Source organism: Streptomyces sp. Mut1, from assembly GCF_030719295.1.
Classification (GTDB): Bacteria; Actinomycetota; Actinomycetes; order Streptomycetales; family Streptomycetaceae; genus Streptomyces; species Streptomyces castrisilvae.
In genome coordinates this window covers 3,032,751-3,056,118 of record NZ_CP120997.1, presented here as the reverse complement: position 1 = coordinate 3,056,118, position 23,368 = coordinate 3,032,751, and the positions used below count along the sequence as shown (strand labels likewise).

The 23,368-nt window shown below is 71.1% G+C and carries 20 protein-coding genes; 11 read left to right on the top strand and 9 right to left on the bottom strand.

Annotated elements, in window-relative coordinates; genetic code table 11:
* Positions 1 to 39: 39 nt before the first annotated feature.
* The 4 genes from P8A18_RS13025 (at position 40) to P8A18_RS13010 (ending at position 6,832) form a co-directional block, all read left to right on the top strand.
* The gene (locus P8A18_RS13025) at positions 40 to 1,881 is read left to right on the top strand and encodes an outer membrane protein assembly factor BamB family protein (protein WP_306054372.1); all 1,842 of its coding nucleotides are present in this window, start codon (positions 40 to 42) and stop codon (positions 1,879 to 1,881) included.
* 248 nt (positions 1,882 to 2,129) lie between these two features.
* Complete coding sequence (locus tag P8A18_RS13020) at positions 2,130 to 3,959, top strand: outer membrane protein assembly factor BamB family protein (protein ID WP_306054370.1); 1,830 nt, start codon at positions 2,130 to 2,132, stop codon at positions 3,957 to 3,959.
* 110 nt (positions 3,960 to 4,069) lie between these two features.
* A complete protein-coding gene (locus P8A18_RS13015) occupies positions 4,070 to 6,016 on the top strand; it encodes an outer membrane protein assembly factor BamB family protein (protein WP_306054368.1) in 1,947 nt (648 codons plus the stop codon).
* Positions 6,017 to 6,139: 123 nt separating this feature from the next.
* Positions 6,140 to 6,832 carry a response regulator transcription factor gene (locus P8A18_RS13010; RefSeq protein WP_306054366.1) on the top strand — a complete coding sequence of 231 codons (693 nt, stop codon included), beginning with the start codon at positions 6,140 to 6,142 and terminating at the stop codon, positions 6,830 to 6,832.
* A gap of 31 nt (positions 6,833 to 6,863) precedes the next feature.
* Here the strand turns inward: P8A18_RS13010 and P8A18_RS13005 are convergent, their stop codons facing one another.
* Positions 6,864 to 7,166, bottom strand: a complete 303-nt coding sequence (locus P8A18_RS13005; RefSeq protein ID WP_306054364.1) for a hypothetical protein — start codon at positions 7,164 to 7,166, stop codon at positions 6,864 to 6,866.
* A 15-nt stretch (positions 7,167 to 7,181) separates the two neighbouring features.
* Positions 7,182 to 8,852, bottom strand: a complete 1,671-nt coding sequence (locus tag P8A18_RS13000; protein ID WP_306054362.1) for a sodium:solute symporter family protein — start codon at positions 8,850 to 8,852, stop codon at positions 7,182 to 7,184.
* 238 nt (positions 8,853 to 9,090) lie between these two features.
* On the opposite strand from P8A18_RS13000, the gene galT reads away from it, so the two are divergent.
* Genes galT through galK form a run of 3 tightly spaced genes read left to right on the top strand, consistent with a single transcriptional unit; the run spans position 9,091 to position 12,274 of the window.
* Positions 9,091 to 10,134, top strand: a complete 1,044-nt coding sequence (gene galT, locus P8A18_RS12995; protein ID WP_306054360.1) for a galactose-1-phosphate uridylyltransferase — start codon at positions 9,091 to 9,093, stop codon at positions 10,132 to 10,134.
* Positions 10,131 to 11,111 (top strand): UDP-glucose 4-epimerase GalE, encoded by a 981-nt coding sequence (gene galE / locus P8A18_RS12990; protein WP_306054357.1) that lies wholly within the window; start codon positions 10,131 to 10,133, stop codon positions 11,109 to 11,111. The genes galT and galE overlap by 4 nt, the downstream gene beginning before the upstream one ends.
* Positions 11,108 to 12,274 carry a galactokinase gene (galK, locus tag P8A18_RS12985; protein ID WP_306054355.1) on the top strand — a complete coding sequence of 389 codons (1,167 nt, stop codon included), beginning with the start codon at positions 11,108 to 11,110 and terminating at the stop codon, positions 12,272 to 12,274. The genes galE and galK overlap by 4 nt, the downstream gene beginning before the upstream one ends.
* Positions 12,275 to 12,289: 15 nt before the next feature.
* On the opposite strand, the gene P8A18_RS12980 is transcribed toward galK, so the two are convergent.
* Positions 12,290 to 12,733: a GNAT family N-acetyltransferase gene (locus tag P8A18_RS12980; protein ID WP_306054353.1), complete on the bottom strand. Its 444-nt coding sequence runs from the start codon at positions 12,731 to 12,733 to the stop codon at positions 12,290 to 12,292.
* A 256-nt stretch (positions 12,734 to 12,989) separates the two neighbouring features.
* Between P8A18_RS12980 and P8A18_RS12975 the strand changes: the two genes are divergently transcribed.
* On the top strand, positions 12,990 to 13,799 hold the full coding sequence (locus P8A18_RS12975) for a response regulator transcription factor (protein WP_306054351.1): 810 nt from the start codon (positions 12,990 to 12,992) through the stop codon (positions 13,797 to 13,799).
* Here P8A18_RS12975 and P8A18_RS12970 read toward each other — a convergent pair.
* The gene (locus P8A18_RS12970) at positions 13,758 to 14,255 is read right to left on the bottom strand and encodes a MarR family winged helix-turn-helix transcriptional regulator (RefSeq protein WP_018554244.1); all 498 of its coding nucleotides are present in this window, start codon (positions 14,253 to 14,255) and stop codon (positions 13,758 to 13,760) included. The two genes, P8A18_RS12975 and P8A18_RS12970, sit on opposite strands and share 42 nt — an antisense overlap.
* A gap of 88 nt (positions 14,256 to 14,343) precedes the next feature.
* Between P8A18_RS12970 and P8A18_RS12965 the strand changes: the two genes are divergently transcribed.
* A complete protein-coding gene (locus P8A18_RS12965; RefSeq protein WP_306054348.1) occupies positions 14,344 to 15,138 on the top strand; it encodes a trans-aconitate 2-methyltransferase in 795 nt (264 codons plus the stop codon).
* On the top strand, positions 15,138 to 15,503 hold the full coding sequence (locus P8A18_RS12960) for a VOC family protein (RefSeq protein WP_306054346.1): 366 nt from the start codon (positions 15,138 to 15,140) through the stop codon (positions 15,501 to 15,503). The genes P8A18_RS12965 and P8A18_RS12960 overlap by 1 nt, the downstream gene beginning before the upstream one ends.
* A gap of 74 nt (positions 15,504 to 15,577) precedes the next feature.
* On the opposite strand, the gene P8A18_RS12955 is transcribed toward P8A18_RS12960, so the two are convergent.
* The 3 genes from P8A18_RS12955 to P8A18_RS12945 all read right to left on the bottom strand — a co-directional run bounded on the left by P8A18_RS12955 (position 15,578) and on the right by P8A18_RS12945 (position 19,193).
* Positions 15,578 to 17,335 carry an FG-GAP repeat domain-containing protein gene (locus tag P8A18_RS12955; protein ID WP_306060869.1) on the bottom strand — a complete coding sequence of 586 codons (1,758 nt, stop codon included), beginning with the start codon at positions 17,333 to 17,335 and terminating at the stop codon, positions 15,578 to 15,580.
* Between the two features lie 194 nt (positions 17,336 to 17,529).
* Entirely contained in the window at positions 17,530 to 18,216 is a 687-nt protein-coding gene (locus P8A18_RS12950) for a TetR/AcrR family transcriptional regulator (RefSeq protein WP_306054345.1), read from the bottom strand.
* Positions 18,213 to 19,193, bottom strand: coding sequence for an acyl-CoA desaturase (locus P8A18_RS12945; RefSeq protein ID WP_306054343.1), 981 nt, complete (start codon positions 19,191 to 19,193; stop codon positions 18,213 to 18,215). Before P8A18_RS12945 ends, P8A18_RS12950 begins: the two co-directional genes overlap by 4 nt.
* 336 nt (positions 19,194 to 19,529) lie before the next feature.
* Here P8A18_RS12945 and ppc point away from each other — a divergent pair, with 336 nt between their 5' ends.
* On the top strand, positions 19,530 to 22,259 hold the full coding sequence (ppc, locus tag P8A18_RS12940) for a phosphoenolpyruvate carboxylase (RefSeq protein WP_306054342.1): 2,730 nt from the start codon (positions 19,530 to 19,532) through the stop codon (positions 22,257 to 22,259).
* A 36-nt stretch (positions 22,260 to 22,295) separates the two neighbouring features.
* On the opposite strand, the gene P8A18_RS12935 is transcribed toward ppc, so the two are convergent.
* Positions 22,296 to 22,763 carry a hypothetical protein gene (locus tag P8A18_RS12935; RefSeq protein ID WP_306054340.1) on the bottom strand — a complete coding sequence of 156 codons (468 nt, stop codon included), beginning with the start codon at positions 22,761 to 22,763 and terminating at the stop codon, positions 22,296 to 22,298.
* The gene (gene pth, locus P8A18_RS12930; protein WP_306054338.1) at positions 22,760 to 23,353 is read right to left on the bottom strand and encodes an aminoacyl-tRNA hydrolase; all 594 of its coding nucleotides are present in this window, start codon (positions 23,351 to 23,353) and stop codon (positions 22,760 to 22,762) included. Before pth ends, P8A18_RS12935 begins: the two co-directional genes overlap by 4 nt.
* Positions 23,354 to 23,368: the final 15 nt, after the last annotated feature.

The window sequence follows — 23,368 nt, the reverse complement described above, 5'->3', positions numbered from 1 at the left end:
GCCGCTTCACAGGTGACAACGGAACAGGGGGACGGGCCGATGAGCCAGCCGCCCGGACAGCAGCCGCCGCAGGGCGGGTTCGGAGCACCGTACGACCCGCAGACCGGTACGGGGGCCGGCACCGGATCGTCCGGATCCGGTGCCCATCCGCAGCCGGCCGGACCGTACGACGCACCCGGCAGGCCCGGCCCGTACGGACAGCCGCCGCAGCCCTCAGGCCCGTACGGACAGCCCCCGGCCCAGCCCCGGCCGGGCTACGGCTACCCGCCCCAGCCCGGCCCGTACGGGCAGCAGCCCCCGCAGCCGCCCACCCAGCCCGGCTACGGCTACCCGCCCCAGGGCCACGGCCACCCGCAGCCCGGTCCCGGGCAGCTCTCCGTGCATCAGATGCCGACCCAGCAGTACGGCGCGCCGCCGCCGGCCGGGCCGCAGGGCGGGGGCGGCTGGTTCCGCGGCCGGGCCGCGAAGGCCGTGGGGGTCGCGGTCGCCGTGGCGCTCGTGGCCGGCGCCGGAATATGGTTCGCCGTCGGCGGGGACGGCGACGACGACAAGCCCGTGGCGGGCCCGACCCACTCCGCCTCGCCCACCGTCTCGCCCTCGCCGACCGGGAGCAAGGCCACGGGGGAGCCCGTGATCAGCCCGGAGGACGAGGCCCGGACCATCAACGCGGGCGTCAAGTCCGGTGAGGCGAAGGTCCTCTGGCTCCAGAAGGGCGGCGTCGACCTGCCGGCCGGCGGCGAGGACGTGTACGGACCCTGGTTCGCGGGGGACACCGTCGCGAAGGCCATGTTCTACACGGTCTCGGGCTACTCGGTCTCCGACGGCACCCTCCAGTGGAGCGTCCGGCTCCCCACCCGGATGTGCTCCGCGCCCTCGCTGCCCACCGACGACGGCAAGATCGTCCTCGCGATCAGGCACGACACCTCGGAAGGCGCCGAGTGCAACACGTTGCAGATGATCGACCTCACGACGGGCAAGGCCGGCTGGCGGAAGACGTTCGTACGCAAGGGCATCTGGGACGGGCTCTCCGACCTCGCGATGTCGGTCAACGGCGGCACGGTCACCGTGGGCCGCACCAGCAGGTCCGAGGGGTTCCGGGTCAGTGACGGCAAGCAGCTCTTCGGCGAACAGTCCGGCGCGTGCCAGCCGTTCGGCTTCGCCAGCGGGCCCGTGGCCATCGCGGCGACGAGCTGCCACACCGCCGACGACGACTACAAGGACCAGCAGGTGCAGCGGATCGACCCCGCCACCGGCAAGGTCCTGTGGACGTACAAGCTCAAGAAGGACTGGGAGATCGCGCAGTTCTACTCCGTCAGCCCGCTCGTCGTCTCGCTGAAGCAGCCGGACAAGTGGGGCATCCTGGTGCTCAACGACGACGGCAGCTACCGGACCCAGCTCTCCGGCGGTCCGGGCGAGTACGCGCCCAAATGCGATGACGAACTGATGGCGCTCAGCAAGAACCTGGACAACTGCATGGGCGTGGCCGCCGACGCGAACACGTTCTACATGGCCACCAGGACGGGCACCGAACGCGACAACAAGATCGTCGCCTTCGACCTGACGACCGGCAAGTACCGCTGGTCGGCGAAGTCGCCGGACGGGCAGACGGCCACGCCGCTGCGGGTCGAGAACGGCAAGCTGCTGATGTACGTCAGCCCGGTCCTGAAGAAGGGCGGCGGCATCGCCTCCCTCCCGTCCACCGGCGGCACCCCGCTGATGGTGCTTCGGCATCCGGCGTCGGGCGCCGACATGGAACTCGGCTTCGTCGGGCCACGCGTCGTGTACGTGGGCGGGCGCACCCTCCTGATGCGGACGAGGCTCAGCGGCATCAGCGGAGACGAAGAGGTGGACGCGCGGTCCATGGTGGTCTTCGGGAACTGACGGTCCGGAGCATCACGGCGGTATCACGGCCCGGTCCTCCCTTGGGAACAGGGGTGGACCGAACCGGGGGCGGTGCTGGGGCGGGTGGTACAAAGAAGTCCCGCTCGACTGACGTAACACTGCGGGATCCATGCCCGATTCGCTCCATTTCGCCGTGATCCGGGGGGTCTTGACCGACCCGCGGAGCCCCGGCGGGATCGCGGGGGAGTCCGGAACGGGCACCGGACCGCACGAAGGGGGACGTGCTGATGACCCAGCCGCCCGGACAGCAACCGCCGCAGGGAGGCTTCGGCGCTCCGCAGGAGCCGCCGCACGGGGTACCGCAGCCGCCCCAGGGCCCGCCGCAGACGCCGCCGCCGCCCGCCCAGCCGCCCCAGGCCCCGGCCGCGCCGCCGACCCCGCCGCCCGCGCAGCCGGGCTACGGCTACCCGCAGCAGCCCGGCCCGTACGGTCAGCCGCAGCAGCAGCCGGGACCGTACGGTCAGCCGCAGCAGCCCGGTCCGTACGGTCAGCCGCAGCAGCCGGGGCCGTACGGTCAGCAGCCGCAGCCCGGTTACGGCTTCCCGCAGCAGCAGTACCCCGGCGCCCCCGTGCCGCCCGGCCCGGGAGGTCCGGGCGGTGGTCCGTCGAAGCGCAAGCCCGCCATGATCATCGGTGCCGCCGTCGTCGCGCTCCTGGTCGTCGGTACCGGTGTGTACTTCGCGACGAGCGGGGGCGACGACGACGATGACAAGCCCGTCGCGAAGCAGAGCGAAGAGGTCCAGAAGCCGTCCGTCTCGCCCTCCGTGGACAAGGGCGACGGCAACGGCACCGGGCGGGAGGACGACGACCTCAACAGCGGCCGCAAGGACGGCGAGGCGAAGGTCCTCTGGCTCCAGAAGAACGACGTCGACCTGCCGCGCAACGGCGCGGACGTGTACGGGCCGTGGCTCGTCGGCGACACCGTCGTCAAGGGCATGTACCGCACCATGTCGGCGTACGCGGTGGCCGACGGCACGCAGAAGTGGACGCTGAAGCTGCCCGCGGACATCTGCTCCGCGCCCCAGCAGACCACCACGGACGGCAAGATCGTCATCGCGATCAAGAACGGCACCACCGACAAGGCCGACTGCTCCATGCTCCAGCTCATCGACCTCAACACGGGGAAGGCGGGGTGGAAGAAGGAGGTCAAGAAGAGCGGGCTCTTCGACATGATGTCGGACCTCTCGATGGCCATCAGCGGCGACACCGTGACGGCCGGCCGCACCGGAGCCTCCAACGCCTTCCGGGTCAGCGACGGCAAGGAGCTGTTCGGCAAGCGGAGCGGCAACTGCCAGCCGTTCGCCTTCGCCGGCGGCACCAAGCTCATCGCCGCGACCAGCTGCCGCACCGACGACGCCGACAACCCGCAGCACGAGATCGAAGAGGTCGACCCCGGCACCGGCAAGCCCAAGTGGACCTACAAGCCCGCCCGCGGCTGGGAGGTCGACAAGGTCTACTCGGTGAGCCCGCTCATCGTGTCGCTCACCAAGGGCAGCAGCAGCGACGACAAGAAGTGGAGCATCCTCGCCCTGCGCGAGAACGGCACGCTCCGCTCCCAGCTGGTCGGTGACAAGGGCGACAAGTTCGCCCCGGACTGCGGCGGCGCCTTCACCATCTTCGGCAAGCGCCTCGACGGCTGCACGGGCGTCGCGGCCGACGCCAACACCTTCTACATGGCCACGCAGGACGACACCAGCGGCTCCGCCCGCACCAACCAGGTCGTCGCGTTCAACCTGAACACCGGCAAGCCGAAGTGGAAGGCGAAGGCCCCCGCCGGGCAGACCGTGAAGCCGCTGGGCATGGAGGGCGGCAACGTCCTGCTCTACGTGAACGCGGCCTACGGCAAGGGCGGCGGCATCGCCACCCTGTCCCCGTCCGGCGGCAGCCCGCAGATGGTGCTCAAGCACCCGGACTCGACCTCGTCGATCGAGAGCTCGTTCTACAACGAGAAGATCCTCTACGCGGACGGCCGTTCGTTCGTGGCGAGCGGGCGGGTCAGCGCGAGCAACGACAAGGAAGAGCTGGAGACGAAGACCATGATGGCCTTCGGCAAGTGACGGCTCACCGCGGCATCTGAGACACCGCCGGCCGCGGGCGGCAGCAGCCCCGCCCGCGGCCGGTTCCGGCCCACCGACCGACCCCCTTTTTCTCCGAGGTACGCAACGCCATGACACAGCCGCCCCAGCAGCCGCCCAACGAACCGCCCCAGGGCCCGCCCCCGGGCGGCTTCGGCGCCCCGCAGGACCCCCCGCCCGGCGGCTTCGGCGCCCCGCAGGACCCGCCGCCGGGCGGTTTCGGTGCTCCGACCCCGCCGCCCGCCGACCCGTTCGGCAAGCAGCCGAACACCCCGCCGCCCCCGGCGACCCCGCCCCCGGCCACCCAACCCCCCGGCGGCTACGGCTCCCCGCCGCCCCCCGGCCCGCCCCAGCAGCAGCCGGGCTACGGCTACCCGCAGGCGCCGCCGCCCCAGCAGCCGGGCTACGGCTTCCCGCAGGGGCAGCCGCAGAGCCACGACTACCCGACGCAAGCGGCGTACGGCCACCCGGGCCAGCAGGCCCACGGCTACCCGACCGCCCCGATGCAGCCCGCCTACCCGTCGCCCCAGCCGGGCGGCAACGGGCCGAAGAAGTTCTCCACGCAGGCGCAGATCATCGTCGCCGCCGTGGTCGCCGTGGCACTGATCGTCGGGGCCGGCGTCTGGTACGCCTCCAGCGGCGGGGACGGCGACAAGAAGGACGAGGCCGGCTCCTCCTCCGGCACCACGGGCGAGGGCAAGGGCGGCAAGGGCGGCAAGGACGGCTCGGACGGCTCGGACGAGAACGGCACCGGCGGCGGCACCGGCAAGGAGAAGGCCCCCGCGAACGTCACCTCCGCCGTCGGCTTCCAGCTGCCCCACCCCAAGGTCGCCTCCGTCACCACCGTCTCCGGCTCCTGGATGACCGACAAGGCGTACGTGAAGTCGGGCATCAACGAGATCGTCGGCTACGACCGGGACAAGGGCACCAAGCTCTGGTCGATCCCGCTCGACGGCCAGGTGTGCGCCGCGACCAAGCACATCACCAAGGACTTCAAGACCGCCATCGCCTTCGAGGAAGCCAAGCGCACCAAGACCACCAAGTACGCCAGCTGCACCCAGGTCGGCGTCCTCGACCTGGCCGCCGGCAAGCTCGTGTGGAGCAAGTCGGTGACCGCCTCCAGCAGCGGTGACCGCCCCGTCCGGTTCGACGAGGTCACCCTCAGCGGCACCACCGTCGCCGCCGGCGGACTGGACGGCGGCGCCGCCTTCGACCTGAACACCGGCGCCGAGCGCTGGAAGCCCAAGGTCAGCACCGACGGCTGCTACGACAAGGGGTACGGCGGCGGCGAGGCCCTCGCCGTGGTCCGCAAGTGCGGTAAGTACGACGACCCGCAGCTCGTCATCCAGGCGCTGAACCCGACCACGGGCGCCCCGCTCTCCTCGTACAAGATGCCGGCCGGCGTCGACTACGCGAGCATCGTCTCGACCAAGCCCCTCGTGGTGGCCGCCGACGTCGGCGACACCGCCGGGGACGGCAGCGGCATCTCGGACTTCTTCTCGATCGACGCGGCCACCGGCAAGCTGATCACCCGTATCCCCGCCGACGCGGAGAAGTACGCGGCCAACTGCCGCTCCACCAAGGTCGAGAGCTGCCAGCACCTCGCCGTCGGCAACAACCGGCTCTACCTGCCGACCGAGGAGCACGACGGGGCGGGCGAGGACTACGGCCGGACCAACGAGATCGTCTCCTTCGACCTCACCACCGGCAAGCAGACCGGCGACCGGGCCGACGCGGGCGAGCGCTTCACGGTCTTCCCGCTGCGGATGGACGGCAACAACATCATCGCGTACAAGGAACCCCCGTACAACGAGGGCGGCGAGGTCGTCTCGATCGACGGCAGCACCTTCAAGGAGACCGTCCTGATGCGGAACCCGGGTGACGAGGCCGTCCGGGACGCGGAGACGAGCTTCTCCCCGAACTACGCCGAGTACCTGTACGCGGAAGGCAGGCTGTACATCTCCGAGACGATGGTCAGCGAACCCCGCAAGAGTTCGTTCGGCAAGGAGTACCTGGTGGTGTCCTTCCACACCAGCTGATCCCGATTCACGGGTGTGGGGGTGGAACCGGCCGGTTCCACCCCCACACCCGTACCCGGGCGTGTAACTTGCAGGCCCTGGCAGGCCGGGGGGCCTGGTGTCGGTGTACGGGGGGACAGTTCGATGAGTGTCCGGCTCATGGTGGTCGACGACCACCGCCTGCTGGCCGAGGCGCTGGCTTCGGCGCTGAAGCTGCGCGGCCACCGGGTGCTGGCCGCGGCCGCCCCCACCTCGGGCGCGGCGGACCTGGTGGTCGGCCGGGCCCCCGAGGTCTGCCTGTTCGGCACGGCCGCCCCCGCCGTGCCCGGCACCTTCGACCCCGTCGTCCGGATCAGGCGCGAGCGCCCGCAGACCGCGGTGGTGGTCCTCGGCCCGGTGCCCAGTCCGCGCGGGATCGCCGCGGCGTTCGCGGCCGGCGCCGCCGGTTACGTCCGGCACGACGAGCGCATCGAGGGCGTCGAGCGCGCCATGGTCAAGGCCCGCGCGGGCGAGGCGGCCATCGCGCCCGGCCTCCTCCAGAGCGCCTTCGCGGAGCTGCTCGACCCGGTGAGCCAGCCCGACGACGAGGGCCGGCGGCTGCTGCGGCTGCTCACCCCGCGCGAGGTCGAGGTCCTGGTCCGGGTCGCAGAGGGCGAGGACACCCGGCTGATCGCGGCCGGTATGCGGATCGCGCCGAGCACCGCCCGTACGCATGTGCAGCGCGTCCTGATGAAACTCGGCGTCGGCTCCCGCCTGGAGGCCGCGGCGCTGGCCGCCCGCACCGGCCTGCTGGACCGGGCGGCGGGCACACGGCAGGGGCCGGGCACCGTCGGGTGACGGTGCCCGGCCCCTGCCGCGCGGCGGTGTCTCAGCCCTCCGGCGTGTCCTGCGGTGTGTCCTCCGGCGCGGGTGCCGGGGCCTGGGCCGGGCGCAGTTTCAGCCAGACCAGGAAGAACAGCCCGAGCGCCAGCATGGCGAGGCCGGTCCAGAGGTTGATGTGGACGCCCTCGGCCTTCTTCAGGTCCTCGTCGGACGGGCTGATCCCGGCGATGGTCACGATGATCCCGTAGACCACGAAGAGGCCGCCGATGATCCGCCGGATGTCGAAGAGGCGGGCCGCCGTGGCGGACTTCTGCTCCAGTTCGGAGACTTCCTTGCGCAGGTCGGACATGGTGGGTTGCTCCGATCAGAACGAGTAGGGGACGTAGCACAGGGCGGCGAGCACGATGGCTCCCCAGCCCAGCAGCGCGGGCCTGCGGTACCAGGCGCTGTCGCCCTCCTCGGGCACCTCGGCGGCGTCCGGGGACTCGGTTCCGTAGACGAGGCCGGCGAGTTCGGCCTCGGGCTTGGGAGCGGTGAAGAGCGTGACCGCGATCATGACGACCGCGCCGGCGACGAAGCCGACGATCGCGGAGACGAAGTTGGCGCCCTGGTCGCTCGGGATGTCGATGACACCCTGCTTGTAGATGACGAAGTAGTTGACCATCGCGGCGGTGGTGCCCGCGACCAGCCCCCAGACACCGGACTTCATCGAGGCGCGCTTCCAGAACATGCCGATGATGAACACGACGAACATCGGGACGTTGAAGAACGAGAAGAGCGTCTGGAGGTAGCTCATGATGTTGGAGAAGCTGGCGGCGATGAACGCCGTGCCGATGGAGGCCAGCACCCCGATCGCCGTGATCAGCCGGCCGAAGCGCAGGTAGTACGCGTCCGGCTGGTCCTTCTTCACGTACCGCGCCCAGATGTCCGTGGTGAACACGGTGTTGAACGAGGAGACGTTGGCCGCCATGCCGGCCATGAACGCGGCCAGCAGACCGGTCACCGCGATGCCGAGCACGCCGTTGGGCAGCAGCTCCCGCATCAGCAGCGGGATCGCGTCGTTGTAGGTGGTGCCCGAGCCGGCGGCGCCGATGTTCGGCACGATCACGGCGGCGACCAGTCCCGGGATCATCACGAGGAAGACGATGAACATCTTCGGGAACGCGGCGATCAGCGGGGTGCGCCGGGCGGCCGAGAGGTTCTTCGCGGACAGGGCGCGCTGCACCTCGGCGAAGTTCGTCGTCCAGTAGCCGAACGAGAGCACGAAGCCGAGGCCCAGGATGATCGTCAGCCAGTTGGCGCCGAGGGGGTTGGCGTCACCGATGCCGGTGCCGCCCCAGGCGGTCATGAAGTTCTCGCCGTGGCTCGACGTGAGCGAGTCGCTCAGCCCGTCCCAGCCGCCGACGCGCTTGAGACCGAGCACGGTCAGCGGGATCAGCGCGGCGAGGATGACGAAGAACTGGAGCACCTCGTTGTAGATCGCCGACGAGAGCCCGCCGATCGTGATGTACGCCAGCACGAAGAAGCCGGCGACGACGATCGCGACCCACTGCGGCCAGCCGAGGAGCGCCTCCACGACGATCGACAGGGCGTACAGGTTGACGCCCGCGATCAGGATCGCCGCGAAGGCGAAGAGTATGGAGCTCAGCAGGTGCGCCGACCTGTCGAAGCGCTGGAGCAGGAACTCCGGTACGGAGCGCACCTTCGAGCGGTAGTAGAACGGCATCATCACGAGGCCGAGGAAGACCATCGCCGGGATGGCGCCGATCCAGTACCAGTGCACCACCGCGACGCCGTACTGCGCGCCTGTCGCCGCCATGCCGAGGATCTCGGTGGCACCGAGATTCGCCGCGACGAAGGCCAGACCGGTCACCCAGGCGGGCAGTGACCGTCCGGAGAGGAAGAAGTCGAGGCTGGTCCTGACGCTCGCCCGAGCGGCGAAGCCGATGCCGAGTACGACGGCGAAGTAGATCGCCAGGATCGTGTAGTCGAGCCCGTTCGTGGGGAGTCGGAGCCCTGCTGCCAGGTATTGCATGGGGGGAGTCTCGCTTCGTTTCGCGAACTGAACCCGAAGGAAACTACGCCCTTATGTTCGGAAAGTGAACACTTCCCAAGAGGTTCTTTGTTTGTTTGTGATCGTATTGCCTGAATCCCGGGCTCCACGCCCCTGAGATCCACCACTCGGCACCCTCGCGCGCGCCGCCGTCGACTCATTGACGCATCTGTTGACTTGTGGTTCATTGTGTTCGCTTATGTTTGGTGGGAGGAGTCTGGTGAAGAAGACGGTTACGACGCTCGCCGACGGCCGGGAGCTGATCTACTACGACAGCCGCGACGACGTCGTGCGCGAGGCGGCCGACACGCGTCCCCTCGACGCCGTCTCGACCTCGTCCGAGATCCGCCGCGACCCGCTGCTCGGCGACAGCGTCGCCATCGCCTCGCACCGCCAGGGCCGTATCTACCACCCGCCGGCCGACGAGTGCCCGCTCTGCCCCTCGCGCGAGGGCCGGCAGAGCGAGATCCCGGAGGCGGACTACGACGTCGCCGTCTTCGAGAACCGCTTCCCCTCCCTGGCCGGCGACTCCGGCCGCTGCGAGGTCGTCTGTTTCACCTCCGACCACGACGCGTCCTTCGCCGACCTCACCGAGGAGCGGGCCGGGCTCGTCCTGGAGGCGTGGACCGACCGCACCGCCGAGTTCGCCGGGCTGCCGCAGGTCGAGCAGGTGTTCTGCTTCGAGAACCGGGGCGCCGAGATCGGCGTCACCCTCGGCCACCCGCACGGCCAGATCTACGGCTACCCCTTCGTCACCCCGCGCACCGAGCTGATGCTGCGCTCCATGGCCGCCCACCACGCGAAGACCGGCGGCAACCTCTTCGACGACGTGATCGCCCGCGAGGAGGCCGACGGCACCCGGATCGTGCTCGCCACCGAGCACTGGATCGCCTTCGTGCCGTACGCGGCGCACTGGCCGTACGAGGTCCATCTGCACCCCCGCCGCCGCGTCCCCGACCTGCGGGATCTCGACGAGGGGGCGCGCACGGAGTTCCCACAGGTCTATCTGGAACTCTTGAGGCGATTCGACCGGATCTTCGGACCCGGGGAGCCGCCGACCCCGTACATCTCCGCCTGGCACCAGGCGCCGTTCGGGATCCCGGACCGTGAGGACTTCGGGCTGCATCTGGAGCTTTTCACCATCCGACGGACCTCCGGCAAGCTGAAGTTCCTCGCGGGTTCCGAATCCGGCATGAGCGTGTTCATCAACGACGTGCCGCCGGAGACCGCGGCCCAGCGACTGCGAGAGGTAGCGAGCCAGTGAGCGAGTCCCCGAAGAAGTACCTGGTGACCGGCGGTGCCGGATACGTCGGCAGCGTCGTGGCCCAGCACCTGTTGGAGGCCGGCCACACCGTCACCGTCCTGGACGACCTCTCCACCGGCTTCCGCGCGGGCGTTCCGGCCGGCGCCGACTTCATCGAGGGGCGCGTCCAGGACGCCGCGAAGTGGCTCGACGCCTCCTACGACGGGGTGCTGCACTTCGCCGCGTACTCCCAGGTCGGCGAGTCCGTCACCGACCCCGAGAAGTACTGGGTCAACAACGTCGGCGGCTCCACCGCCCTGCTCGCCGCGATGCGCGACGCCGGGGTGCGCACCCTGGTCTTCTCCTCCACCGCCGCGACCTACGGCGAGCCGGTCTCCAGCCCCATCACGGAGACCGACCCCACCGCCCCGACCAGCCCCTACGGCGCGACCAAGCTCGCCGTCGACCACATGATCACCGGGGAGGCGGCGGCCCACGGCCTGGCCGCGGTCTCGCTGCGCTACTTCAACGTGGCGGGGGCCTACGGCAGCTGCGGCGAGCGGCACAGCCCCGAGTCCCACCTCATCCCGCTGGTCCTCCAGGTCGCCCTCGGACAGCGCGAGTCGATCTCCGTCTACGGCGACGACTACCCCACCCCGGACGGCACCTGCGTCCGCGACTACATCCACGTCGCCGACCTCGCCGACGCCCACCTGCTCGCCCTGGACGCGGCCACCGCGGGCGAGCACCTGATCTGCAACCTCGGCAATGGCAACGGCTTCTCGGTCCGCGAGGTCATCGAGACGGTCCGCGAGGTCACCGGCCACCCCGTCCCCGAGACCGCGGCCCCGCGCCGCGGCGGCGACCCGGCCGTCCTCGTCGCCTCCGCCGCCACCGCCAGGGAGCGCCTCGGCTGGCAGCCGTCCCGCGCCGACCTGGCCGGAATCGTCTCCGACGCCTGGACGTTCGCCCGCCGAGAGGAACCCACCGCACCATGACCGACGACGCCGAGCTGACCGCCTCCTTCACCGAGCTCTACGGGGGTGCGCCCGAGGGGATCTGGGCCGCACCCGGCCGGGTCAACCTGATCGGTGAGTACACCGACTTCAACGACGGCTTCGTCATGCCGCTCGCCCTCCCGCACACCGCGCGCGCCGCCGTCGCCCGCCGCACCGACGGCGAGCTGCGGCTGCACTCCACCGATGTGCCCGGCGGTGTCGTCCGGCTCCGCGTGGACGAGCTGACCCCGAACGAGGGCCACGGCTGGGCGGCCTACCCCGCCGGGGTCGTCTGGGCCCTGCGCGAGGCCGGCCACCCGGTCACCGGCGCCGACATCCAGCTGACCTCCACCGTCCCGACCGGTGCCGGGCTCTCCTCGTCCGCCGCCCTCGAAGTGGTCACCGGGCTCGCCCTGAACGACCTCTTCGGGCTCGGGCTCGCCCCAGCCGACCTGGCGGTCATCGCCCAGCGCGCCGAGAACGCCTTCGTCGGCGTGCCCTGCGGGGTCATGGACCAGATGGCGTCCGCCTGCTGCACCGAGGGCCACGCCCTGCACCTGGACACCCGCGACCTCGGCCGGCGCCAGGTCCCCTTCGACCTGTCCGCGCACGGCCTGCGGCTCCTGGTCGTGGACACCCGCGTCAAGCACGCGCTGGGCGACGGGGCGTACGCGGAGCGCAGGGCCGGCTGCGAGGAGGGCGCGCGCCTGCTCGGCATACGCACCCTGCGCGAGCTGCCGTACGAGGAGCTGGGCGCCGCCCTGGACCGGCTGGCCGAGGCCGGTGCGGACGAGTCCGTCGTGCGCTACGTACGCCATGTGGTCGGCGACAACCAGCGCGTCGAGCGGGTCATCGCGCTGCTCGACGCCGGCGAGGTGCGGGCGGCGGGACCGGTCCTCACGGCGGGGCACCGCTCGCTCCGCGACGACCTGCGGGTCTCCTGCGCGGAGCTGGACCTCGTGGTCGACACGGCGAACGCGGCCGGGGCGCTCGGCGCGCGGATGACCGGGGGCGGCTTCGGCGGCTCCGCGATCGTGCTGGTCGAGGAGGAGCGGGCGGACGCGGTCACCAAGTCCGTGCTGGAGGCGTTCACTTCGGCCGGGTACGGGACGCCGGGCGTCTTCCCCGCGGTGCCGTCGGCAGGCGCTCGCCGGCTCGTCTGAACGGGCCGGAACGCGTCAGCCGAGTTCCTTCGTAAGGGTGAACTCCGTGATGCCCGGCGGGTAGTCGTCCACCTGCCCGCGCACCTCGTAGCCCCGCTTCCGGTAGAAGCCGGGGGCCTGGAAGTCCCAGGTCTCCACCCGGGAGCGGGTGCACGACCGGTCCGCCCGCGCCACCCGTTCCGCCTCGGCGAGCAGCCGCGAGCCGAGGCCGGAGCCCCGGTGCGGGGTGTCGACCCAGAGCAGGTCGACATGGAGCCAGTGCGCCCAGGTCCGCCCGGTCAGCCCCGCCGCGACCCGGCCGTCGGTGTCCAACGCCCATACCTCCAGCGGCACTTCGCGCGCGTCGGGCGTGGCGCGCAGGGCGCTGATCCGGGGTGAGCGCGCGGTGTTCTCGTCCCGCAGCCGCCTGTTCAGCAGCGCACGCCGCTCCTTGTCCACTTCTGTCTCAAGACGAAACATGCGCCTCACCCTAGGACCTGTCGTCACATTCCCGCCCTCCGGGCGAACGACGCGAATGTGACGACAGGCCCTAGGGGGCGCTCCCGGACAACTTCCGTCAATCCCCCTTCCGGCCCGGTCCGCCGCCCGTACGCTGATGCACAGCGCCGGTGGGGGCCGGTGCCGTATGCAGGGGTACGAGACAGCCGGGCGCCACGGGTGCCGGTCCGGCCCCGTCGGGGGGACGCACGCTTCGGGGCGCCCCAGAACACACAGCATGGGGGTGCCTGTGGCCCGTATCCGGGTTCTCGTGGTGGACGACCACCGGATCTTCGCCGAATCGCTCGCCGCCGCGCTCGCGGCCGAGCCGGACGTCGACGTGGCGGCGGCGGGCAGCGGCCCGGCCGCGCTGCGCTGTCTGGAGCGCGCGGCGGCGGAGGGGCGCGGTTACGACGTCCTGCTGGTCGACGCCGAACTGGGCAACCTGGCCCCGGCGGGGCGCGACGGCGCGGGCCCGGTACCGGTGCCCGCCCCGCGCGCCGGACAGCCGGCCCCGGTCGACGGGATCTCCCTGGTCGGCGCGGTCCGCGCGGCCCGTCCCTCGGTCCGTACGGTGGTGCTCGCCGAGAAGGACGACCCGGGCCGGGCCGCGCTCGCCCTCCAGGCCGGGGCCTGCGGCTGGGTCGCCAAGGACAGCTCGCTGCAACGGCTGCTGGCGGTGATCAGGGGGGTGCTGCGCGACGAGACCCATCTGCCCGCCGCCCTGCTCACCGGGGTGCTGCGGGAGCTGCTGGCCGGGCGCAAGCACCGCACCGAGAGCGAGGAGCTGGTCGAGTCGCTGACCCCGCGCGAGCGGGAGGTGCTGCGGTGCATGGTCGCGGGCCTGGGCCGCAAGGCGGTCGCGGAACGTCTCTTCCTCTCCCCGCACACCGTGCGCACGCACATGCAGAACGTCCTGGGGAAGCTGGGCGTGCACTCGACGCTGGCGGCCGTGGCGCTGGCCAGACGCGCCGGGGTCGGCCCGGCCGATCTTCAGGACCCGGCGCTACCCGGGGATGTTGTCGAACGGGGCAGTCAACTGGCGTAGCAGCCCGGCCAGTTCGGAGCGCTGCTGGTGCGAGAGCTCGCCGAGGATGGCGCGCTCCTGGGCCAGCAGCCCGGCCAGTGACTGATCGGCCTTGTCGCGGCCCTCGGGGGTGAGCCGGACCAGGACCCCGCGCCGGTCGCTGGGGTCGGGGAGCCGCTCGACGAGGTTCTTCTTGGTGAGGCGGTCGATGCGGTTGGTCATCGTGCCCGAGGTGACCAGCGTCTGGGTGAGCAGCTGGCCGGGGGAGAGCTGGTAGGGGGCGCCGGCGCGGCGCAGCGACGTGAGCACGTCGAATTCCCACGGCTCCAGCTGGTGCTCGGCGAAGGCGATCCTGCGGGCCCGGTCGAGGTGGCGGGCCAGGCGGGAGACGCGGCTGAGGACCTCCAGTGGTTCCACGTCGAGGTCGGGGCGCTCGCGGCGCCATGCAGCGACCAGTCGGTCAACCTCGTCCTCCATGTGGATCAGTGTAGAGGGTCTGTCGACATGAAGTCTCTTGAATTCAAGTGTCTTGACATCAAGATAGTTGTGAATGATCCTGAACTCCATGACCGCACCCGTCTGGGATCCGCAGCAGTACCTGCGCCACGCGGACCACCGAACCCGCCCCTTCCACGACCTGCTGGCCCGCGTCCCCGACCCGCCCGGCACCCGGGGGCGCATCGCCGACCTCGGCTGCGGCGCCGGCAACGTCACCGCCCTGCTCGCCGCGCGCTGGCCGCACGCCCGGATCACCGGCTACGACAACTCCCCGCAGATGCTGGAGCGCGCCCGCGCCCACGCCACGGAGCTGCTGGACTTCGCCGAGGCCGACGCCGCCACCTGGACGCCCTCCGAGCCGTACGGCCTGATCATCTCCAACGCCCTGCTCCAGTGGATTCCCGGCCACGACGGCCTCCTCCCGGGCTGGCTGGACGCCCTGCTCCCCGGCGGCACCCTCGCCCTCCAGGTCCCCGGCAACTTCGACCGGCCCAGCCACGCCCTGATGCGCGAACTCGCCGAGTCCCCGCGCTGGCGCTCCCGCCTGGGCGGCCGGCTCCGCCACGCCGACGCCGTACTGAGCCCGGCCGGCTACCTGGACCTGCTGACGGGCCCCGGCGTCACCGCCGACGTCTGGGAGACCACCTACCTCCACCTGCTGACCGGCGAGGACCCCGTCCTGGACTGGGTGAAGGGCACCGGCCTGCGCCCCGTCCTGACCGCGCTCGCCGACGACGAGGAGGCCCGGGACGCCTTCCTCGCCGACTACCGCGACCTGCTGCGCACGGCCTACCCCCGTGGCCCGCACGGCACGGCCTTCCCCTTCCGCCGTATTTTCGCCGTCGCCCACCGGGAGAAGTGATGATCACCGCCCTCGACCACGTCCAGCTCGCCGCCCCCGAGGGCAGCGAGGACGCCCTGCGCGCGTACTACACCGATGTGCTCGGCATGACCGAGATCGCCAAGCCGCCCGTGCTGGCCGCGCGGGGCGGCTGCTGGTTCGCGGCCGGCCCGGTCCAGCTGCACCTGGGCATCGAGGCCGACTTCCGCCCGGCCCGCAAGGCCCACCCGGGGCTGCGCGTCACGGGCATCGAGGCGTACGCGGCCCGGCTGACCGAGCGCGGCGCCGAAGTGGTCTGGGACGGCAACCTGCCGGGCCACCGCCGCTTCTACAGCCACGACCCGGTCGGCAACCGGCTGGAGTTCCTGGAGCCGGTGACCGGCTGAGCCCGCCGGGACACGGCAGCGCCCCGCCCCCACGAACGAGCGCGGGGACGGGGCGCGGGGTTCACGCGGGCCGGTCAGTACAGGCCGTTGTAGGTGTCCCAGCCGTAGCCGATCTTGACGCGCTTGGTGAGCTGGCCGGTGCCGGTGGACGTGTAGCGGTACACGTCGCCCTTGCCGTCGACGCCGATCAGGTCGGCCCTGCCGTCGCCGTCCATGTCGCCCGGAGCGGCGAACTGCTTGTAGATGTTGTAGCCGGTGCCGATCTTGACGCGGGCCGAGAGCGGCTTCGCGGCGTCGCCCGTGCCCTTGTACAGGTAGAGCGTGCCGTCCTTGGCGATGGCCACGACGTCCGCGATGCCGTCGCCGCTGAGGTCCCCGGCGCCGACGATCTTGGTGTACGACTGGTAGCCGTAGCCGACCTTGACCTTGGCGGCGAACTTGGTGCCCAGGCCGTTGCCCTTGTACAGGTACAGGTCGCCCTTGGTGTCGCGGGCCAGCAGGTCGCCCTTGCCGTCGCCGCTCAGGTCGCCGGGACCGGTCAGGCTGTTGTAGACCTGCCAGCCCGACCCGATGTACTCGGCGCCGACGTAGAGCTGGCCCTGGTACTGCTGGACGAGGTCGCCCCAGCCGTCGTTGTCCAGCGAGGAGGCGAGCGACAGGCTCACCTGGTTCCAGCCGGTGTCCGAGCTGTCCAGCTGGCGGGGGAAGAACTGCCCGTTGTTCCGGGCCTGGTACCAGTAGAGGCTGCCGCCCTTGGTGCGGCCCTCCAGCTCGTGCTTGCCGAAGTCCGGGTTGCCGCCCGCGCCGACGAACAGCGCCGCCGCGTTCCATCCGCTGCCGGAGGCCACGCGCGGCTCGAAGGTGCCGGTTCCGGTGGACAGGTAGGTGAAGACGTCGCCGCCGGGCTTGCGGGCGAGGAGGTCGCCGAGGCCGTCGCCGTCGACGTCGTCGACACCGATGAGCTGGTTGTAGATGTCGTAGCCGTAGCCGACCTTGACGCGCGCCTTGAACGGCTTCGCCGGGTCGCCGGTGCCCGCGTAGAAGTACAGGTCGCCGCCGGTCGTACGGGCGATGACGTCGCCGAGCCCGTCGCCGTTGACGTCGTTGGTGCCCACGATCTGGTCGTAGACGTTCCAGCCGTAGCCCACCTTGACGCCGGCCTTGAAGGGCGCGCTGTCGACCTTGCCGGTGGAGATGTAGACGTAGATGTCACCGGAGGGCGTACGCGCGATCAGGTCGCCGCGGCCGTCGCCGTTCAGGTCGCCGGGGGAGACGACCTTGTTGTACTTCTGCCAGCCGTTGCCCGACCAGGTGACGTAACCCGTGCTGTCGGCGCCCCAGCTCTGGTAGAGCGAGAGCTTGCCCGCCGCCGAGAGCGTCAGGACCTCGGACATGCCGCCGCCGTCGAGGTCGCCCGGCGTGATGATGTCCTTGGGCGTCTCGAACTGGTCGTCACTGTTGATCTGGTACGGGTGCGAGCCCGACGCGTCCGTGATGGCGTAGAGGTTGCCGTCGAGCCCCCGGTACAGCGTGTCGCTGTAGCCGTCGCCGTCGAGGTCGCTCAGCGGCTTGGCCGGAACGGCGGCCGCCGACGCGGCGCCCGGCGCACGCGAGGCACCGGACTCCTTCTTCGCGGTGCGCTTGGGCAGCGTCAGCGTCGGCTGCCCGCCGGACTCCGGGGTGAACTGCGGAGTGGCGCCGCGCGGGACGGGCGCCGATTCATCGGCCGAGGCCGGGGCCGCCAGCAGCATGCCGGCGGAGAGAACGAGTGCGGTGCAGGCCGCGAGCCGCCGCGCGCGCTTCGAGCGCGGAACAGAGCGGCCGGGTTCCACAGAAGACAAAGCCCCCCCAGGGGTAAGTGGTGGAACCGGGTGAATAGCCTTCACGGGTGCATGACATGCAGCGGTGAAGGACCATTCCCGGGATATTCACAGACTCTACAACTGTGTACAGCGCAACTGAAGTGGTTTTGCCGGGGATCAACATCGCGGCTCGGCCGCACACCGCCCTCGGCCCCACCGGCCGTTCAGCTCTTGCGGTGGCCGATCAGCCGCGGCTTCGACTCCAGGTTCTCCAGACCGTGCCAGGCCAGGTTCACCAGATGGGCCGCGACCTCAGCCTTCTTCGGCTTGCGCGCGTTCACCCACCACTGCCCCGTCAGCGCCACCATGCCCACCAGCGCCTGCGCGTACAGCGGGGCCAGCTTCGCGTCGAAGCCGCGGGCCTTGAACTCCAGCCCGAGGATGTCCTCCACCTGGGTCGCGATATCACTGATCAGCGAGGCGAACGTGCCCGTGGACTGGGCGACCGGCGAGTCACGGACCAGGATGCGGAAACCGTCCGTGTACGTCTCGATGTAGTCCAGCAGCGCGAACGCCGCCTGCTCCAGCAGCTCACGCGGATGCCCCGCGGTCAGCGCGCTGGTCACCATGTCCAGGAGCTGGCGCATCTCCCGGTCCACCACGACCGCGTACAGCCCCTCCTTGCCGCCGAAGTGCTCGTAGACGACCGGCTTCGAGACCCCCGCGCGGGCGGCGATCTCCTCCACCGACGTGCCCTCGAAGCCCTTGTCGGCGAACAAGGTGCGACCGATGTCCAGCAGCTGCTCCCGGCGTTCCTTCCCGGTCATCCGGACCCGGCGGGCCCGTCGGGCGGAGGGTGCACGGGTGTTCTCGCTGCTTGCGCTGGAGTCGGTCGCCACGTCGTCCATCATGCCGGGTCGGCCGCCGCGCGGTCGCGCCGGGACTCGATACGGGCGGAGTCGGGCCAGCGCACGTCGTACGCCCAGCCGGCCTGCTCGAACCACCGGATCAGCCGGGCGCTCGAATCGATCTGACCGCGCATCACCCCGTGCCGGGCGCTGGTCGGGTCCGCGTGGTGCAGGTTGTGCCAGGACTCGCCGCACGACAGGACCGCGAGCCACCACACGTTGCCGGACTTGTCGCGGGACTTGAAGGGGCGCTTGCCGACCGCGTGGCAGATCGAGTTGATCGACCACGTCACGTGGTGCAGCAGGGCCACCCGTACCAGGGAGCCCCAGAAGAACGCCGTCGCCGCACCCCACCACGACATCGTCACCAGACCGCCGATCAGCGGGGGGACGGCCAGCGAGACGATCGTGAACGTCAGGAAGTGGCGCGAGATGCCGCGGATCGCCGGGTCCTTGATGAGGTCCGGCGCGTACTTCTGCTGCGGGGTCCGCTCCTCGTCGAACATCCATGCGATGTGGGCCCACCACAGGCCCTTCATCAGCGCCGGCAGCGACTCACCGAAACGCCACGGCGAGTGCGGATCGCCCTCCGCGTCCGAGAACCGGTGGTGCTTGCGGTGATCGGCCACCCAGCGCACCAGCGGACCTTCGACCGCCAGCGAACCGGCCACGGCCAGGGCGATGCGGAGCGGACGCTTCGCCTTGAACGAACCATGCGTGAAATACCGGTGGAAGCCGATCGTGATGCCGTGGCAGCCGATGAAGTACATCGCCACCATCAGACCCAGATCGAGCCAGCTCACACCGCGGCCCCAGGCCAGCGGCACCGCCGCGACCAGCGCCACGAACGGCACGACGATGAACAGCAGGAGCGCGATCTGCTCGATCGACCGCTTGTTGTCCCCGCCGAGCGTGGCGGAGGGAAGGGATGGGTCACCGGCCGCCGGAGCGGCCTCGATCACTTCGGGGCTGGTCTTCATGGGGAGTCCCCTGAGGGTGAGAGCGGGTCGGACAGCCAGGGTTACGCATCCGTAACCTACGGCTTCGTAAGTATGTCAGCGCGAAGGCCCGCCCACGAGAGGACGAAACACCACGCACAGACGGACGAATACCGGGTAGACACACTCCGCGTACCCCGGCCGGACACGTCACGAACCGAGGACACCTTCCGGGGCGCGAACAGCACCCAGAGCACGGACACCTATCCTGGAGAGGTCGGACAGCGCGGTCCGCACCCTGCTTTCCGGGGTGGCGTCGGCATCCGCCGACCGCGGTCCCCGGGTCCCGTGCACAACCACTGCAAGGAGCCGCACACTGTGAGCAGTGCCGACCAGACCCCCGCCGCCAGCCCCGAGCTGCGCGCCGACATCCGACGCCTCGGCGACCTCCTGGGCGAGACCCTCGTACGCCAGGAAGGCCAGGAACTCCTCGACCTCGTCGAGCGCGTCCGCGCCCTGACCCGCACCGACGGCGAGGCCGCGGCCGAGCTCCTCGGCGACACGGACCTGGAGACCGCGGCCCAGCTCGTCCGCGCCTTCTCCACCTACTTCCACCTCGCCAACGTCACCGAGCAGGTCCACCGCGCCCACGAGATGCGCGACCGCCGCGCGGCCGAGGGCGGCCTCCTCGCCCGCACCGCCGACCGGCTCAAGGACGCCGACCCGGAGCACCTGCGCGCCACCGTCAAGAACCTCAACGTGCGCCCGGTCTTCACCGCGCACCCCACCGAGGCCGCCCGGCGCTCCGTCCTCAACAAGCTCCGCCGCATCGCCGCCCTCCTCGACACCCCCGTCATCGAGGCCGACCGCCGCCGCCAGGACCTCAGACTCGCCGAGAACATCGACCTCATCTGGCAGACCGACGAGCTGCGCGTCGTGCGCCCCGAGCCCGCCGACGAGGCCCGCAACGCCATCTACTACCTGGACGAGCTGCACGCCAACGCCGTCGGCGACGTCCTGGAGGACCTCGCCGCCGAACTCGAACGCGTCGGCGTCGAACTCCCCGCCGGTACCCGCCCCCTCACCTTCGGCACCTGGATCGGCGGTGACCGCGACGGCAACCCCAACGTGACCCCCGCCGTCACCTGGGACGTCCTGATCCTCCAGCACGAGCACGGCATCACCGACGCCCTCGAACTGGTCGACCAGCTGCGCGGACTGCTCTCCAACTCCATCCGCTACACCGGCGCCACCGACGAACTCCTCGCCTCCCTGCAGACCGACCTCGAACTCCTCCCCGAGATCAGCCCCCGCTACAAGCGGCTGAACGCCGAGGAGCCCTACCGCCTCAAGGCCACCTGCATCCGCCAGAAGCTCGTCAACACCCGCGAGCGCCTCGCCACCGGCCGCCCCCACCGCCCCGGCTGCGACTACCTCGGCACCGCCGAACTCATCGCCGACCTCGTCCTCATCCAGGACTCCCTGCGCCGGCACCGCGGCGGCATCGTCGCCGACGGCCGCATGGACCGCACCATCCGCACCCTCGCCGCCTTCGGCCTCCAGCTCGCCACCATGGACGTCCGCGAACACGCCGACGCCCACCACCACGCCCTCGGCCAGCTCTTCGACCGGCTCGGCGAGGAATCCTGGCGCTACGCCGACATGCCCCGCGACTACCGGCAGAAGCTCCTCGCCAAGGAACTGCGCTCCCGCCGCCCCCTCGCCCCCACCCCGGCCCCGCTCGACGCCGCCGGCGAGAAGATCCTCGGCGTCTTCCACACCATCAAGGAAGCCTTCCAGCGCTTCGGCCCCGAGGTCATCGAGTCCTACATCATCTCGATGTGCCAGGGCGCCGACGACGTCTTCGCCGCCGCCGTCCTCGCCCGCGAGGCCGGCCTCATCGACCTCCACGCCGGCTGGGCCGAGATCGGCATCGTCCCCCTCCTGGAGACCACCGACGAGCTGCGCGCCGCCGACGTCATCCTCGACGAGATGCTCGCCGACCCCTCCTACCGCCGCCTCGTCTCCCTGCGCGGCGACGTCCAGGAGGTCATGCTCGGCTACTCCGACTCCTCCAAGTTCGGCGGCATCACCACCTCCCAGTGGGAGATCCACCGCGCCCAGCGCCGGCTGCGCGACGTCGCCCACCGCTACGGCGTACGCCTGCGCCTCTTCCACGGCCGCGGCGGCACCGTCGGCCGCGGCGGCGGCCCCTCGCACGACGCGATCCTCGCCCAGCCCTGGGGCACCCTGGAGGGCGAGATCAAGGTCACCGAGCAGGGCGAGGTCATCTCCGACAAGTACCTCATCCCCGCCCTCGCCCGCGAGAACCTCGAACTGACCGTCGCGGCCACCCTCCAGGCATCCGCCCTGCACACCGCGCCCCGCCAGTCCGACGAGGCCCTCGCCCGCTGGGACGCGGCCATGGACACCGTCTCCGACGCCGCCCACGCTGCCTACCGCAAGCTCGTCGAGGACCCGGACCTGCCGTCCTACTTCCTCGCCTCCACCCCCGTCGACCAGCTCGCAGACCTGCACCTGGGCTCACGGCCCTCCCGCCGCCCCGGCTCCGGCGTCTCGCTCGACGGCCTGCGCGCCATCCCGTGGGTCTTCGGCTGGACCCAGTCCCGGCAGATCGTGCCCGGCTGGTTCGGCGTCGGCTCCGGCCTCAAGGCCCTGCGCGAAGCCGGCCTCGACACGGTCCTGGAAGAGATGCACGAGCACTGGCACTTCTTCCGCAACTTCCTCTCCAACGTGGAGATGACCCTCGCCAAGACCGACCTGCGCATCGCCCGGCACTACGTCGACACCCTCGTCCCCGACGAGCTGAAGCACGTCTTCGACGCCATCGAGACCGAGCACGCCCTCACCGTGCAGGAAGTCCTCAAGGTCACCGGATCCACCGAACTGCTCGGCACCAGCCCGGCGCTCCAGCAGACCTTCGCCATCCGGGACGCCTACCTGGACCCGATCTCCTACCTCCAGGTGTCCCTGCTGGACCGCCAGCGTCAGGCCGTCGAACGCGGCGAGGAAGCCGACCCGCTGCTCGCCCGCGCCCTGCTGCTCACCGTCAACGGCGTCGCCGCGGGCCTGCGCAACACCGGCTGACCCGGCACGGACCGCGGGCGGGGCGCGTTCAGCGCCTCACAGGGCGATGAACGCCGCCATCAGCAGCGCCCCGCCCGCGATCCCGGCACCCCACGCCGTCCGTGTCAGCCGCAGACCCCCGCCGATCACCAGCGCCGCCAGCACGAGCGCCCCGCCCAGCGGCACCCACGCATGGAAGAAGCCCGCGGCCCCGGTCCGCACCACCTCGTCCGTGCCCGGCTTCACCACCACGTCGAAACGGTCCCCCTTGCGGGCCGCCACCGACTTCTCCACCGACACCCGGGACCGCGCCCCGGCCCCGTCCGACGGCGCGTACGGCCCCGTACAGACCTCGCTGCCGCACCCCGTCACCGTCATCGTCCCGTGCTCGCGCCCCTTGGCCAGCACGATGTGGTGCGCCGCGTCCCACGACGCCAGCACACCCGCCACCAGCAGCACCAGGGCGACACAGCCGACCGCCGCCGCACGGCCGTAACCCAGCGCACGCCGCTTCGCGCCGCTCACGTGTTGTACGCCGACTGCGCGCGCTCCAGACCCTCCGCCAGCAGACACTCCACCGCGTCGGCCGCCCGGTCCACCTCGTAGGCAAGATCCTTGCGCTCGGCGGACGAGAAGTCCTTCAGCACGAAATCGGCCACCTGCATCCGCCCCGGCGGCCGGCCGATCCCGAACCGGACGCGGTGGTAACCGGGGCCCATCGACTTCGTCATCGACTTCAGCCCGTTGTGCCCGTTGTCGCCGCCGCCCAGCTTCAGCCGCAGCGTCCCGTAATCGATGTCCAGCTCGTCATGGACCGCCACCACATGGTCCAGCGGCACCTTGTAGAAGTCCCGCAGCGCCGTGACCGGCCCCCCGGACAGATTCATGTACGACATCGGCTTCGCGACCACCACCCGCCGGCTCAGCGGACCCGGCGGACCGATCCGCCCCTCCAACACCTGCGCCTGCGCCTTCGGGGCCCGCTTGAACTTCCCGCCGATCCGCTCGGCGAGCAGGTCGGCGACCATGAAGCCGACGTTGTGCCGGTTCGCCGCGTACTCGGGGCCGGGATTGCCCAGCCCCACGATCAGCCAGGGGTCGGTGGCGTCGGACATCGCGCGAAGTCTCCT